This window comes from Vibrio sp. D173a (genome assembly GCF_030248475.1).
Genome location: NZ_JAHGAH010000188.1, coordinates 1 through 16,056, shown reverse-complemented (window position 1 = coordinate 16,056; position 16,056 = coordinate 1). Strand labels below are relative to the sequence as shown.

Here is a 16,056-nt window from a genome sequence, read left to right as displayed (position 1 = left end):
TTTATGGAGCGCTTACGCTAAGATTCACCCTCACCTTGTAAGAAACAACAAAGCCCCGAAATTTCGGGGCTTTGTTTTGTGAGTGAGGCAGCAGACTTAAAGCCTCAAACGTTTGATTTATAAGAACACATTGAGCATGCAATCAAAAAAGTATTACCATAGGTATTACTTCACGCATTTCTTAAAGTACTTTGCTGGTAACATTTACCTCACACTATAAATAGACTCACGAAACACTGAAGGAAAATTATTCAGTTCAGGCTCGATGACACCTCGATGAACTTCAGCTAACCTCTTACCAAATTCAGACACATCTGCACCAGACTTAACTAGTCTATCTGATACCATCGAAGCTACAGCCCTGTCAGCCAAACCAATAGCATACAACTCCTTCGCTAACTGGTCTGACAGCCCAATACGTAAAGATAACTGTAGGTTATGTACGGAATCAGCTAGCAATTGGTTTCCAAATAAGCTCTCGATTAAGTCGGCACAAGCACCAACTATCAACATAGCTTCGTATCCCAATGCACCATCACAAATGTCAGTGATATTTTCAATTTTCAACTTTCTTTGCTGGCTACCAGCTCTAAATTTAAAATCATCTCTATTGGCTTGCAATAAAATTTCATTGTAGGAAACACCAGAACACCATTGTTTAGCAACAAGCAGTGGTGCATTTTCACCGATAAGCTTACCCAGGCTATTATTCATACCTAAGTTTTCTATAACAGGCCAGAGAGACTCCAACGTACCTAAAACACCCGAGTCTTCATCTAAAGCCTCTATGTTATCCACTAGCCAACCTTCAAGAAACTGTAGTTCATTGATACCCAAAAGAGCTTTACCAAAGCATGGGCGCTTTTCGACTTCAATTTGCTTTACTCGCTCCGCTACCATCTTAAAAACTTGTACTAGTTTTTCTTTTTCTGTATCAGAAGCAAGGTTATAAGCAAATGTTCCATAGCAAAGTTCAATCAAAGCCTCACCATCAAGCATCTCATCGCTAACGAGGTTAGCAAGCAGATAGCTTTCAAGACTTGATGTGGACCCTTATAAATATAAAAAAGGTAAACTGAATATCGGCAGTAAGCTGTATGAATGGGCGGACGATATCGCGGATCATGCAAAATCAAGAGTTATCAAATTGGATGAAATTAGAATAACCCAAAAAGCGCCTGCCGAGATTAAAGAAATGGTAGAAAAAGCACCAGTTAAAACACTATTGCATTTAGCGGGAGAAGCCCTAGATAAAGGCTTTGCTGCTTGGTCATTCTATGCCAATGTCGATGCTATCCAGAGCATTGTATCACAAAGCGATTATGAAAAAGCAGACCCTGTCAATGACGCTGGGTCGGTTTATAGAGTCTTCGCATTAACAGGATATATGACGGCAATTAGCGTAGACACGGCAACTTTGGCCCATGGTACACTCAAAATTACCAATAAAGCACTTCCGAGGGTGAGCGGAAAGCTCACTGCCAAGGTTGGTCCAAACTTAAAAATTTATGAAAATCGATTAGGGAGTACACTAACTGCAACAGTAATGAAACGGCTGATTTTTGCTGCAAATATGGCAGTATCAATTACCAATGCCATGTCTGCGTACCGTCATTACCGCTCCGGTAATCAAGGGGCTGCTATCGGTCATGGGATGCAAGTCGCAGCTAGTTTCTACCTTGGATTGGCCGTGTACGTCACTGTGTTAGCGAACCCCGTAGCTCTTACCATCGCATTTGCTACTCTCGTTTCGGGAGTGTTTATTGCTGATCATTATACTAAATCCAATTTTGAAAACTTGCTGTACAGTTGTTTTTGGGGGAACAGTGAAACTTATCCATTCTGGGCTGAGTTTGCTGATAGTGACTCAGTAATCAATCCAGACGTAAAAGTGAAGTATTATCTTGATGCTAAAAATAGACATTTAACACCATACTTTGATGCTGCACTACGTATTGAATCTCAAGAGTTTTTTAATTATTTCTATATGCCGACACTAAACATTACAGACCGCAGTATTAAGCCATACAATGGGCCGTCCAGAACAATGTTGACCTATGAGTTTGTTTTACCTGAATTTGTCAAAGGGGAGTCACAACTCTACGGTACGGTGTATACCGATTTGAAACAAAAGTCATACCCACTTTCGCAAAAGCCTGAGCCAGATGAAATAGCAACACAAGCACTTAAGCAGGCCGTTACCGCCGCTATAAATAGCATTACGAGGGATGACTTTAAACAAAATGGGTTGCATTTGACTGTGCATATTGAATTCGATCAACCAGTCACTCTATTTTGGTCATATGAACCTAAAGTAGGACTCGTTGTGCCTCAGCGCTCATTAAGTGGCGGTACAATAACAAACACCAAACTCATTGGTATGAAAGACGAACAACCAAACGAGACACCTTGGGGAAAATAGATGAAACGTCAGAAAATGGGGATATTTACAAAGTTTGCTCAGCCTTTTTCTAAGTGGTGGGAAAAGTTTCGAGCAGAGGTGACCGTTGTCCCAATGGAAGATCCATTGGAACCAATCATGTCTGTCAATGATGACACTTTAACCATCCGAACTGGCTTCCATAGCCGAAGAAACACAATCGGCTTACCTTTGCTGTTCACGGCAATCTTTAGTACCTATTTATGGCTTGGTGTAGTTCCTAATTTGGAACGACAAAAAGAGTTAGCGATTGAAAATATTGAGTATTTCCAAAATGAGAAAGCTCAAAGGGAAGAGTGGCTTCTCGAAGCTAAAAAGGAAAATAATGCAGAGGACGTGAAATACTATTTAGGTAGAGTGAAAGACTATAGCCAGTTGATAAAAAGTTATATGGTTTACATAGAAAAGAATGGCGATCCAACCATATTTACCTATCTAGAGAGTAAGTATCGACAAGGCGATTTGTTATGGACACTTTTTGGCTTTCTGATGTTAGGTATCAGCGCGATTTCTGCCGCTTGCTTTTTGGGATTATCTTTTATAAAGCCTAGAGATGCAGAGATTTACTTTGATCGTAACCGCGGTATTGTCTATACATGGCGTTGGGGACGTATTGGAGCAGCTCGCTTTGAAGATATCGGAATTAAAGAAAACATGATGGGGTTGAGTATCTATCTTCAGTTCGAGAACAAGAAGCAAGGTGGCTTCTGGCCTCGTGCGGTTTGGGGGATCGATGCAGATAAGCTTATTTTCCACAAAGAAGAAGACCTCAGTTACCTACTGGCTCAATTGTTGGCTTTCATGGAAAATGGAAAAGAAGCCGTAATTACTGGCGAATCATTTCAGCGCAAGCCTGCACGATTTTTTCTATTCGATGATATGAAGCCCAAGAACTTTGAGCAGCGATTAGAGCAAGTGCTTGAGGCAAGTCACAACTTAGTCGAGCTCTACGAAAAAAATGTTATTAAACCGTTAGCGATGTAAAGACATTTTTTGAGGCCTGATGGTGTGTGAGGAAATAAATGAATCGCGGCTCTAAAGGAATATTTACAACAAAAGCGCAACCTTTTTCAAAGTGGTGGGCGCAATTTCGAGCAGAAGTGATCGTTGTTCCGATGGAAGACCCACTCGAACCTTTTATGAGGGTCAATGATAATCTGTTGACGTTAAGGACTGGCTACCATACTCGCCGCAATACCATTATCGTCCCATGGATGCTGATGCTAACCGTGTTGACCCTGTATTTTATCTACGATTCTCGCTACCAATATGATTTTGAAGCTCACAAGGCTCAGGCAGGGCGTATGATCGAAAGCTATAGTGAGAACAAAGCCAGATACATAAGCTACCTTTCCGACGCTCAAAAGGAAGGGGATAAAGAAGAAGAGGATATTTTTCGGCGGGGGATAGCTCTCGCCGATAATGCCATTAAAGGCTACAGTATCTATTTTGAGCAAGACGGTGATGTGTCATTGTTTACACACATGAGAGCGCTTAAGCAACTTGGAGAACTAGATCATTTCCTTTTCGGTATCGGCCTTTTTTCTTTCATGGGCGCTTTATCTTTAGGTTTATGGTTGCTTTTCTTGTTGAAACCTCAAGACGCGGAAGTTTACTTTGATAGAAACCGGCAGATTGTCTATTCGTGGCGGCATGGAAGGGTTGGCGCGGCGTCATTTGACAAAATGGGTATATTAGAAAATCACCTTGGTTTAAATATCGTATTGCAGTTTGAGAACAAAAACCTGACAGGCTACCGACCGATGGGAATCGTGGGCATTGATATCGGAAAGCTTTCTTTTCATCGAGAGAGTGATATGACTTACCCATTAGCTCAAATCTTAGCGTTTATGGAACATGGCAAAGAAGCAGTGATTACAGGTGAGTCATTTACAAGGGAGCCAGCAAAATACTTCTTACGCAAGGATAAAAAGCCGGATAACTTTGAACAACGTGTTGAAGCAGCCCTCGCAGCTCAAGATGATCTTGTTTCCCACTACCAAACGAACCGAGTGAGAGGTCATGCGATTTGAGGTTTGAGAGTAATCTCGTTAAGGTAAGTTAGTGCGGTAGGACTAACTTACCTTTACTCATCTTCCAGAATACATATTCACAATACCTAAATATAAAGTCACGCTTAACATTATGGACATGTGTGGCGTGTATAGACAATAGCCACACGTGCCGTCATGCTCGAAAACAATAATGGGGCAATAACGCATTTTATAAAAATTGAACATTAGCAATCCTTAAATTAAACCAGGTATTAGAAAAAGAAGTTGTTAGGAATAGGTGTAAGTTGTAGTGTTATAACTTTAATGCAACCAAGAGCACATCGAGATTTGTAGGAAATGAAGCTCCGTGGTGGCGATTATCGAGGAGCTTATGTCATTACATGAAACAGTTGTAACTCTAGAAGAGTTACAGGGACTAGATCTAGCGGATATCTTGTCTCAAGTAGAAGAACACTCATATCACTACATCGAATCTGCTTTCGCAGCGCAACAAGAAAGTGTCCCTGCTCGTTTGTTGGGCGCTGCATGTTCAATGCACTTTACTCCACGAGACCCTAAGGCTCCTTTCAAGCCCAAATTTGTCTTTGAAGATCGTAGAGGCTTGATAGCTAGTGACTTCAGCGAAGAGTCACTTACGGCACTGAAAGACTTCTGCCCAGAAGTTGAAAACCATGAACTACGAGCACGATTAGCCGATATTGCATGGATTACGAAGTCTGGGACTATCGAGCATGCTTATATGGCGATAGAAGCGTATTTAGAGTCAGCTAAGCAACTTGCTGATGAATCTGATTCGTGGGTTCTGCCATGTGAACGAATTGAGCGTGCTCTACGCCTGAGCTGCATGTTCAGACGGGAGAATCAACGTCCTGATTTATTCGAAAACGTATCTCAGCTCCTTCTTGAACAATTCGAAATACATAAAGAATTTGAGAAGTGCTTTTTCGCAATACGCTTGTTAACTCTTTGCCTTGAGTTTGGTATCAAAGAGACTGATTGGATTTACGAACAAGCTCTAGAGCTAGCGAGATTGAAGTTTGAAAGAGGCGATTACGACTCATCCATTAATGCAAACGAAATAGCTTTAGATGCAGCTATGTCTATGCGAGACAGAGAGAAACAGATTGCTACTTGGCAGTCTATTTCTGAATGTCATGTCAAAGCGGCTGAGCATTATCAGCAAGGTATGATTGCCGCAGGACGCTTGCTCAAAGCAATTGATGCTTTGTCTAAAGTCCCTGGGACTAAAGAACAAAGGCTGGCGCTATATGAAGAAATGAGAGAGCAGCAAATTGAATCGTTGCACGACCTTGGTCTTATCGTTACTGACGGACAAGATATTAGTCAGCTTGTTAATACTGCTATTGCCAACGTGCAGAGTGTTGACTTCTTCGATGCTATTTTCCGCTTGGGTACTATCACAAGACCATCGAACATAGAGCAGTTAAGAGAGCATGCAGTTGAGCAGATGCAAACTAGTATCTCATGGATGTTCGGCACGACTCATCTAGATCATGAAGGTATGACAACAGCTGTGATTCCTGCTGGTCTTGGTATTGAAGATGATGAGAATGGCCTACGATGCTGGAGCATTATGATGCGCAACATTGGCATTGAGCACCAGTTAGGTGTGCAAGGCAAGATTATGCCAGCTCTGAATGAAGTAACTACCAAATACGTTGTTACAGAAGAAGCAATTGAACAAATCTGTTCAAATCACCCATTCATTCCAGATGAACATGAAGAATATTTTGTGAAAGGTCTATTGGCGGGTTTCAATCGAGACTTCATGACCGCTTGTCATTTGCTAGTGCCGCAAATTGAGAACTCTCTACGTTATCTCGCACGTCAGAAAGGAGAGGAGCCTTCTACGTTACATGGTGACGGGTCACAAGAACGTAATGGTATTAAAGCTCTGCTTGGGCACCAAGCGATCATTGATACTTTGGGGGCTGATTTAACCACCAACTTACAGGTAGTCCTACTGGATAAAGCTTATGGTGACTTGAGGAATCAACTATCTCACGGGTATGTGCCAGCATCAACTTATTGGGGAACTGCTCCTAAATTTCTCTGGTGGTTGGTGTTACACATAGTGATGATTCCATATGCTAGACAATGGAAAGAGCACTATAAACAAGAAGTGCAGGGATAAACGATTCAGCGGGAGCCAAATGGCTCCCTTTTTAGTCAAAACGGTGGGATACTATTCCAACATCACCTTGCATTAATAAGTATTCCCTAACCGCATCGCATCTTTGTTGGTAATGATGTTGAATCTCAAAATCTTGTTGATCGTGCCAGTACCAGATGTATTGAAGGGTTAAATTGCTCGACGAAGCGTAATTTCTCACTACGCTAGCCATACTCTATTCGAATAACTTTTCGTAGGGAAAATTCGCATTCACAAGATGAGAATGCTCCTTTACTCTAAGTTGAAAGGGACAGAAACCTGTCAGCCGAAACAGCTGACACATGTGATCACAACGTGCCATGGATAAATGAGCCATTTCGTAATTGGGCGTAATAGCCTGTTAATAACTAAACTAGAATCAGTGTTTGTCGTGTATTATCAATCGCTGCAAACGGCAATATTTATAATGAGGTACTCATGAAGTTCATTCCAGTAAGCGACTTACACCTAGATATAAACAGCATCAGGCGTGATACATGGGTTGACTTCGACAAAGATGCCACCCTTATCATCGCGGGTGATGTGTCTAATGCACTTCATGGAATCTCTTATATTAAGCATATCCTGTGCCCACGCTTTAAAAATGTAGTTTTAATCAGTGGTAATCACGAATGGTATTCACACAAATGTAGAAAGTCCAGACTCAATCCGTATGCATTTGTTCAAGAATCAGTGACAAACATACCTTACGCTTCAGCCATAAAGCATTCACCGATTCCTCGCCTAAAAAAGCACGCAGACGAAATGCCAAACCTGTACTTCCTAGATAACGAAATGGTAGAAATTGAAGGCACCACAATCTACGGTGGGACGCTGTGGTTTCCGCTACTCTCTTTAAATAAAGAAGAGCAACACAATTACGAATTACTTATGAACGATATGAAGTTTTTAAACAATAGATTAGTCGATGAGATGCACCATGCCTTCATAGATAGTATGCCTAAAAAGGTAGATATCGTTGTGTCTCATCATCTACCCAACAAAGATTCATTTGCCAAAGAGTCAGACGCAAATAGTCTATTTGCCCCGTTCTATCACGCCAATTTAAGCGATGAAATCATAAACCGTTCAAAGATATGGATAGCTGGTCACCAACACGAGTCTGTTGAAAAAATAATTGGCAACGATGTACTCTTTATTTGCAACCCAAAGGGGTTTGGATCTCTTGAGCCAGGGAAAATGAGTAGCAAATCCTACCACGTCAATTAGCGGATAGAGCACAAAGCATCATCATAAGACTCAACTACTGCTAACTCATTTTTTGACAATCCTATAAAAATAACTCGCTAATCCATTTCTAAACTCGCGCGTTGAATTGGCGGCGTTTTTATACAGGCGGCCATTAGAGTCTAATGCCATCACTTCGCAATCCCCCCAATGAATAGCCTTCTTACTGTAATCAAGGCGACCTAAAATTAAGCCTGCATGCCTAACATCTTGGACACTCGAGCCATCAGAAATTAATCGATGTATGACTAAAGCCAGTGCTTGCCATATTTGTGCAGATAAACGAAAACCAGCACGTTCAGCCTTACCACCTTGCTCTAGAGGAATAAGCCACGAAGTCAAAAATACCTTTATGTACTCAAGGTTGCCTTTAGCAAGACACTCTGAGACTTTCTTGCCTGAGTGAGTTGTCACATCATCTGACATCTTACAAATCTCTTGAACATGCGCACCAGCGATCGCTCCCACTAAAAACTTAAACAAGATGTACTCTGTTGTTAGGTAGCGTTCTGAAGTTTTTACATGTTTAGACTTATCAGATACTCCTCCAAGACTTTCCAAGCTCAAACTATCAGCAAGCTGCTGTACATAAGGCTTCAAAGGAAAGACATAGTTAACTTGTGAAAATTGACTGAGGTGCACCCCAGAATGCTGCCGATTAAACTTGAAGAATAACTCTCTGATTTGTTCTTCATGGATGCCTCTTTCATCATCAAAAATGACTGTCAATACAACATTCTGAACGGCTAAAATCTGTCTATATGCACTTTTCTTCTTTATTTCTGAAGTACTTAATCTAGACGACAGAAGAGGTGTTTTGATGCCAAGAGATTTTAACACAGCAGTTAAAACTAAAAGCTCTCCTACAACAAAGCTAGTAGAGCGATCATACCCAATCTTTGCAGTGTTACCAATCAAATGGAGTGTAGGCTTTCCATCTAGTACCACTGTAAGAGAGATCGGAGCACCTATTCCCCCTTGAGACAACTCATTCTCTAAGTCTACCTGAATATCATTAACCCTTTTCAAGTTGGTTTTGTTTTTAGCAGCATCAAAAAAAAACTCTAACAGAGGTGGAACCCGATCAACGCAAAAATAATTATTGAGCTCTATTGCTGGCAAGTAAGTAACTAAACTCTTTACTGTTTTATCTGAACTAGCAATCAAGCAGCCCGTTAAATTTAACTCAGACAACTTCTGCCTCGTATCCTTCAAGCATTCTTTTGTATAGTCTAACGAAAAGAATTAAATTGATCAGACGCCACGTCTGATCAATCATGTAATAGATAATCAAATCAAAAATTCAACTATCACCATTGATGCAAACTTATTTGGTAACACAGGATGAACAATGACAATGAACGACTCCAACTGGATGAGATTGGAGACAACTCTTTAGCAAACTCAGTCAGCAGTAGTTTGGTAAAGAAATACGAAAATAAGGAAGGCTCTAGCTACATAGCCAGCTCAAAAGAAATCGTCAAAACATCGAGTGAAACTCTGAGCTCTCAAAGTGTCTATGAAATATTTAAATCCAAATCTAAATATTATGCTGGAATAAAATCCGTCAAGACTAGCCTCAAACACATAGAGATTTTCATATCACCACAATTAGCAAGGGATATGTTGCAGTTTTCGCAGCGCGGTGCCGTTAATAAGAAGAATAAGAATAGAAAGCTAAGCAGAAGCAAAGTAAACAAATATGCCGAAGCGATGAAGGCAGGAAAGTGGTGCCTAACAGGAGAGCCAATTATCATCTCGGATGATGGGGAGATTCTCAATGGACACCACCGCTTACAAGCATGTTTGGAAGCTGGCGTGGGATTTATATCAACCGTCACCTACGGCGTAATCGATGACTTATCTTTTGCCCACATCGATGTGGGCAACATGCGCTCTAGAGCGCAAGTCCTAGAAATGTCAGGAGTAAAAGTCAGTGCTCAGGTTTTATCGCGCGTAGCAATGTTAGCAAAAGCCTTTAACATGACGAAGAATAAGTTCGACTTTAGAGGAACTCAAGGTACCTCTTTTCAACCTGCGGAAATCCTCAACTATGTTGAAGAGCACGAGGAGCTGGCTCTTTCAGTAGATTTTGCATCGACTATTGTTAAGCGACACAAGTTAGAAAGCCAAATCTCAGAGCCTATATACGCGTTTGCACACTATTTGATAAAACAAAACTTAAAACAAATAGAGTTTGATTGTTTACCAATTACACCCGAAGTTTACTTGACAAGAGTGATATCTGGTTTAGGTTTAAATTCAGAGGACGATATCGAATACCAAGTTCGCAATTATTTGCAATCTCTGGTAAGAGAATCAACATCATATGCTTTGCTATGCAAGCTATCTGCAATTTTTAAAGGCTGGAATCTCCACTTAAATATTCCCGTAAATGGTAATAAAGTCACTGTACGACGAGTTGCTCAATACAAAAAAGATAGTGATGGAAACAAACTACCACTTCCATCAGCAGGAAACATTAATGAATCATTCACAGTCCCCTGTCTACCCAAAGGAGCAACACCAAAACGTATCCTTAAGCAAAGCAATATTCATATAAAAAAATAGTGATTTTACAAAAGGCAAGATATTAATACCATTAAGCCAAACACTAGAGGATATGCCATCATTTTTCAAGAGGACCGAATCGAGAAAGCATAATGTATTGAGAAACATTATCTACACTGAGCTAGCCACGATAGCTAGCTCATCATTGGGTAAAAGCATTCTAGTAGCCTTGCTAAATTCGCAGTTAATGAATTAGTTTAGGTATGACAAAGTCGCTTGATGAACTGTTCAGTCTAAGTGGTTAAGATTATTGCCGAATCTGCCATAGTACTGGGAGTATCTAACTGGAGAAAACAACAAGTCTGTAATCTGGTAATACAGCTTAGACTCACTCCTATAAAAACTTAGATCGAAGTTTATCAAGTTCAATTAACTCGTGATCATTTATGACTAAACCATGAATATCGTACAAACCAGGAGAAGGATACTCCTCATTTGTTCTCTGCTCGTCAATTAACACAAAGACATCATGTACACTTCTATAGATTCTATCTGTAATCGATAACAACAGCCTCATCTTCTCCTGGAGGACAAATAATTCATCATTGCGATTAAAGTTCACTGCGTTATCGATTCCTTGCTTATTAAGCAAGTGGTCCAACTTAGCTTCATAGAGGGAGATAGTATGTTGCAACCTCAAGTTTTCTGCTTTCAATACATCAATGTCTGTTATTGTGTCCTCTGAGTTGAGTTGACCAGAACCACGCTCCATAAAAGAAATTAAGAGTTCTCGATATGGGCTGCTAGTACGTAGCAAAGTGGAATGGTTAATTGGCTTCGTACTATTGCCACCTAGTTCTGTCATCAAGTCAGCGGCAGTAACTGCTAGTGCTGTGACATTTTTAAAATTAGTCCTTTCAAGTAAAGCCAGAGCTTGCTTCAGTAAGTTTTTCTTGTTTTCGATACGCTCTTGCTGCCAATTCTTAAATGGGTTTGATTCTTTCATAATTTGACTCTATTTTAAGGTCTTCACTATCAAGTTAATTGGTTTCTTGGGAGCTAGTTTGTCATTAGAATGTTGAGCTAACGTTATGAGTTCGCTTGCTGTCAACTTCTTAGCTTGAACCATTGAAGAAATCATGGACATTAACTGGTCAGCTTCTGAATCTGGTTCAAAGCCCTGATCTTCGAGTACATCATATAGATTACTCTTACTTAACAGCAACTTACGCCTCAACAATGAAACTCTCTGGTTTATTTTTGAAGATGACATATCTGGGAAGTTATTAATATCAATGAGTCTTTTAATTATGTATTCTTTATCTGTTAAGCCTAATTTCACATAATGCTGTTCGAGCGATGATTTGTCTGCAACATAAAATGAATCTCTTGGTAGATGGTTAGCCATGTAAAAAAGCTGCTGTTCTATTGCTTCCAATGATGCTGCTTTGATAACAAGACGGTTCCATTCTTTTTCAAGATTGTCTATTAGTGCTGTACCACTATCTTTTTTTAAATATGACTCTATCTGATGTTTAATGGAATCAGAATCCTCAATAGTCTTTGCTTTTTCTGCGCTAATGGCAGTCAAATTATCACCACACCTTATTGCATATGAGCATAAATGACATGGTTTATTCTCTCCAAACTTCACTATTACTTCTTTAGGACAGGCATTATCAAACGGACATATATGCGTTAAGTTGAACGCTAATTTGCTATAGGCTTTGGATCGTATAATATCAAGCCCATTCTCACCATTTACGGTACTATCAATGCTCAGTAGCGAGTATGTATTAATTGCTTTATCAGGATTAGACTCTATATCTTTCATAAGTTTTTTATTAACTTCATTTAGTCTAGATAACAGTATTGGTGATTTTGAAAGCGTATTATCATCAATATGTTGTTCCAATAGATTCAGAAGTAATTCCTCATGATCTGGTATATCACTAGGATTCATAATCTGATAGTACATAACTAAAGCTTCTGTTTGTCCTGTTAAAAACTGACCAATTATAGATGGTGGCAAAAACCTCAATGCATTTGTAATAAAACTAGCTCTTAGCCCATGAGGGCTTAATGGACTAGAAAAGAATCTAAAATTTTTACCAATAAAGTACTCCTCATTATAATTATCAATTGGAACCTTTTCCCCATCACATTTATAAAATACCAACTGGCATGGAAACTTTTCATCTATTACTTCATTAGCTATATTCTGCAAAATAATAAGAAAGATATTAAATTCATCAAATGTATTCCAAGGGCTTTCACTTTGTTTATTTTTACTATATTTAGGCATTCGAAATAATGGTTTGAATTTACCAAAAGTTGATTCATTTTTTAGTCCATACCATAAGTCAGTTTCATATTCAGGTAATGTACAAGAATCATAATCATTCTTTTGTCTCTCGAGCAAGTCGAAAACATGCCTAGAAACAATGGCTATCCATTCACCGTGGGATTTATCGGTACTAACTATAAGTGGTGCTAGTGGAGATTGATTATTATTCTGTAATGCGAGAGCATATCTATCTTTGTTCAACCACATCAAATGTTTTTGTCTAATGCCTGTTTCACACATTAATATACTTAGTCTTATCCCATTCAAAGATAAACGATAGCAAGGTTTATTTTTTATTTCAGTTTTATACTCTTTGAAGAAATTAGGAATAAAAGAAAACTTATATGCTTTCCCATTATGAAAAAAAATTGGCGTATAATTCAATTTTTCCAAATCAATGAGCTTTCCTTTATGCCCTGAACTGAATCCCCAGAGACCATTAAAATAGCTTTCATGCCGCAACTCTACTTCAGAGACAAAATATAATTCACCATCAGAAATTACAGGAATATCACCTGACATTACACCATTCAAATGCATACCTAAGAACTCTAAGGAATACAACATATTCATAAATGTTGCAAAAATCTCTTTAGGAATTATTTGTTTGACGGTAAAAGACCTTTGACTTAACTTTGGATAACAAGAACTACTAAAGGTATTAACAACTTTATCCAGCCCTGGAAATATATCTTTATTGGAAACTAAAAAATCAAAATACTCATCCAATATCTTTACTCTAGAATAGACTGTTTCATTCCCCCATGAGTTAACCTTCTTAAATATATCTAAATATGTCACCACTGTTATTGGTAATTTAGCATCTGGTGATATAAAACTATCATCAATAAACGAGTTTCTCGTAAAATACATAGTACAGTTTAGATCACTAAGGTCTGATGGATAATTAGAAAGATTACCATCTCTTTTCTCGAAAAAAACAGGCAAATAAATAGCAAGATATGATAGCAAGATATTTAGTACTAAAATAGCATTAGACTCTCTTTGTAACCTCTTTGATTTCACCATAGACATAAATGTATTTATTACAATCGAAACCAAGCTTAGTACTTTTGAAGGTAATTTTTTAAATATTGGGTTATTATCTAAACCTTCTTCAACTTTGAAGTACCTAGATAAGTTACCTACAATCATATTGTTCTTAATGAATTTTTTTAGACTTTCTATACTTACATCGTCCCACCTTTCATGGTCGAGATGAAGAATTATTTTTTCAATCCTTTCACGCATAATATTACCATAAGCAATATCACTCTTGACAGTGTGTTTATTCTTTTCCGTTAATTTCTTTGCTTTTCTATCTAATATATTTTCCTTGCGATTTTGATTATAACGACTAAGAAGATCATCAATATATTTTAATGCATCGCTATTACCCTTTGATATGAACAATAAAAAATCAGTTACATAATAACGACGTAACAATACATTACCTTTACCTACACTATTATTAAATAATGCATCGAAATCTGAATAGTTAACTTTTTTGATATCATAAAAGTCAGTATTAAACAATAATCTTAGCCAATGATTGGCTTTCCGATCCCGAGATTCCTGACTAATTTTTCCCTCAAACTTTATACTAGATGTTTTCTTAACAGATCGCACTCTAATAGCTATATCATTGCAACTCTTTAACACTAGATCGTCTATAATTATATCCCAATGAGCAGGTAGATAAAATCCTAGCGGTAAGACTACTTTTTTCCTTAGCCATAAATCTAGAAAACATATTCGAAGAAATGTAGCAAACCTATCTTTTTGATTAGTAGAAAACTCACTGAAACTATTTACTTTAGTTACTAATAGTGATGTAAGATTTTTATCTAAGGTATATATTAGAAGTGCATCAATAGTCTCAATATCCCATTGTTTAATACATTGGAGACCTTTAATTATGCTAATACTCTTTCTAATGCTTTTATAATAGCTACTGTTTTTAGAGCGTTTTTCATTGACTAGCGATAGAACAGTAACAGAGGAAATATATAACTCATGTGATACACCTTTAGGATCAGTCAGCCAAATTGGTTCATTTCTGCTTAGATTATGCATAAACTTTCCCCTCTTTAACTAACTTCAAATCTCTTATCTTAGATTCCAAATACGAAATTTTTGCATCAATAACAGAATAATCCGTGTCATTATTTCGACAGAAATTCGAAGCAGAAAGCATAGCTTCTAATAGGTCATGATCTTGTTTTGCATATCTCTCTGTAGATTTAGAAGAATGATGCCCCATTAGCCTCTGTACAATATCAAGTCCAAAACCATGTACAACCCCATTAGAAGAGGGTCTTGGACAAAAGTTAGCCATGTAATAGCCATACATGTGTCTAAGAGAATGAAATGCATATCTCCTTCCTAAACTTTCTATAGAGTGCTTATGCATTCTGTCTAGCAACGAACGATAAGAGAAAACCATTGGTTTCCCTTTACCCAAAGTTCTGAACAAAAAACGATGACTCGATAATGTTAGCTCCTTGGTTCTCCTCAAAAGGTCTTTGCTCCTCTCTTCTGCAAGATAAGCAGGGAGGTAGTTAATGAGCATAGACTTAAACGGTTCAATCAAATATGTCGCTTCAATCGCTCTTGATTTATGCGAAATCTCACTAAACTTTTCTTCGGAGTAATATTTCTTAAACTCTTTGATCCTGAGCTTTGGATCGATTACTTTAACAAAGACTTTACCATTTTGAATGAACACATCATCGATCAACATAGTTAGTGCTTCATGTATCCTAATACCAGTCGCTGCAAGTAAACTGTATAGGACTTTATCTCTTAAACATGGAGCCTCTTCTATAAATTTCTTACATAAATCGATTGGAAAAATATATTCACTTCCTCCAAAGTCATCCGTTCTAACAATATTACTTGCTTTGGATCTCTTGGTTCGTATTAAAGCTTTTGAACGCACAATCTTTCGAGTCGCACCTCTTATACAGCCAGCTAACCATGAATTCTTTTTCATCGCTAGAATCACATTGACTGAGCGTTTACGTTTTGCAACGTTAATGATATTTGGCTCATCTGCTAAATTTTGTGATTGAACATATCCACGTGCTTTCAAGTCATTCAATTGCTGCACTATGTTGTTACTAAAGTCGATGAAGCTGTTCACTCCAGCAAATAGAGTTTCAACAGAAGCGTACGAGACAGTATTTGAATTTAAAGATTGAGAAGTGGCCCCCAATTTTCGGACATGACTTTAAGTGATTGATCTGTTTGTATAGTACCTAAAAATACTGGAACAGATTATGACTAGAAAACGTAGAAACCACTCACCCGAATTTAAAGC

The 16,056-nt window shown here is 38.3% G+C and carries 11 protein-coding genes; 6 read left to right on the top strand and 5 right to left on the bottom strand.

Features of this window, described 5'->3' with window-relative positions:
- Positions 1-204: 204 nt before the first annotated feature.
- Positions 205-999, bottom strand: a complete 795-nt coding sequence (locus tag KIV40_RS18360) for a hypothetical protein (RefSeq protein ID WP_285350637.1) — start codon at positions 997-999, stop codon at positions 205-207.
- A gap of 46 nt (positions 1,000-1,045) precedes the next feature.
- Here KIV40_RS18360 and KIV40_RS18355 point away from each other — a divergent pair, with 46 nt between their 5' ends.
- The 5 genes from KIV40_RS18355 (at position 1,046) to KIV40_RS18335 (ending at position 7,858) form a co-directional block, all read left to right on the top strand.
- Positions 1,046-2,422 (top strand): hypothetical protein, encoded by a 1,377-nt coding sequence (locus KIV40_RS18355; protein WP_285350636.1) that lies wholly within the window; start codon positions 1,046-1,048, stop codon positions 2,420-2,422.
- Complete coding sequence (locus KIV40_RS18350) at positions 2,423-3,424, top strand: hypothetical protein (protein WP_285350634.1); 1,002 nt, start codon at positions 2,423-2,425, stop codon at positions 3,422-3,424.
- A 38-nt stretch (positions 3,425-3,462) separates the two neighbouring features.
- Entirely contained in the window at positions 3,463-4,473 is a 1,011-nt protein-coding gene (locus tag KIV40_RS18345) for a hypothetical protein (protein ID WP_285350633.1), read from the top strand.
- Between the two features lie 352 nt (positions 4,474-4,825).
- Complete coding sequence (locus KIV40_RS18340) at positions 4,826-6,610, top strand: DUF4209 domain-containing protein (RefSeq protein ID WP_285350631.1); 1,785 nt, start codon at positions 4,826-4,828, stop codon at positions 6,608-6,610.
- A gap of 456 nt (positions 6,611-7,066) precedes the next feature.
- Positions 7,067-7,858 carry a metallophosphoesterase gene (locus tag KIV40_RS18335; RefSeq protein WP_285350630.1) on the top strand — a complete coding sequence of 264 codons (792 nt, stop codon included), beginning with the start codon at positions 7,067-7,069 and terminating at the stop codon, positions 7,856-7,858.
- 45 nt (positions 7,859-7,903) lie between these two features.
- On the opposite strand, the gene KIV40_RS18330 is transcribed toward KIV40_RS18335, so the two are convergent.
- Positions 7,904-9,070 (bottom strand): hypothetical protein, encoded by a 1,167-nt coding sequence (locus tag KIV40_RS18330; RefSeq protein WP_285350629.1) that lies wholly within the window; start codon positions 9,068-9,070, stop codon positions 7,904-7,906.
- 150 nt (positions 9,071-9,220) lie between these two features.
- Here KIV40_RS18330 and KIV40_RS18325 point away from each other — a divergent pair, with 150 nt between their 5' ends.
- A complete protein-coding gene (locus KIV40_RS18325; RefSeq protein WP_285350628.1) occupies positions 9,221-10,447 on the top strand; it encodes a chromosome partitioning protein ParB in 1,227 nt (408 codons plus the stop codon).
- A gap of 334 nt (positions 10,448-10,781) precedes the next feature.
- Here the strand turns inward: KIV40_RS18325 and KIV40_RS18320 are convergent, their stop codons facing one another.
- From KIV40_RS18320 to KIV40_RS18310, 3 genes are read right to left on the bottom strand one after another with little or no spacing between them, the layout of a single operon-like run.
- Positions 10,782-11,393: a hypothetical protein gene (locus KIV40_RS18320; protein WP_285350627.1), complete on the bottom strand. Its 612-nt coding sequence runs from the start codon at positions 11,391-11,393 to the stop codon at positions 10,782-10,784.
- Positions 11,394-11,402: 9 nt separating this feature from the next.
- On the bottom strand, positions 11,403-14,810 hold the full coding sequence (locus KIV40_RS18315) for a hypothetical protein (protein ID WP_285350625.1): 3,408 nt from the start codon (positions 14,808-14,810) through the stop codon (positions 11,403-11,405).
- Positions 14,803-15,846: a site-specific integrase gene (locus tag KIV40_RS18310; protein WP_285350624.1), complete on the bottom strand. Its 1,044-nt coding sequence runs from the start codon at positions 15,844-15,846 to the stop codon at positions 14,803-14,805. Before KIV40_RS18310 ends, KIV40_RS18315 begins: the two co-directional genes overlap by 8 nt.
- Positions 15,847-16,056 lie beyond the last annotated feature (210 nt).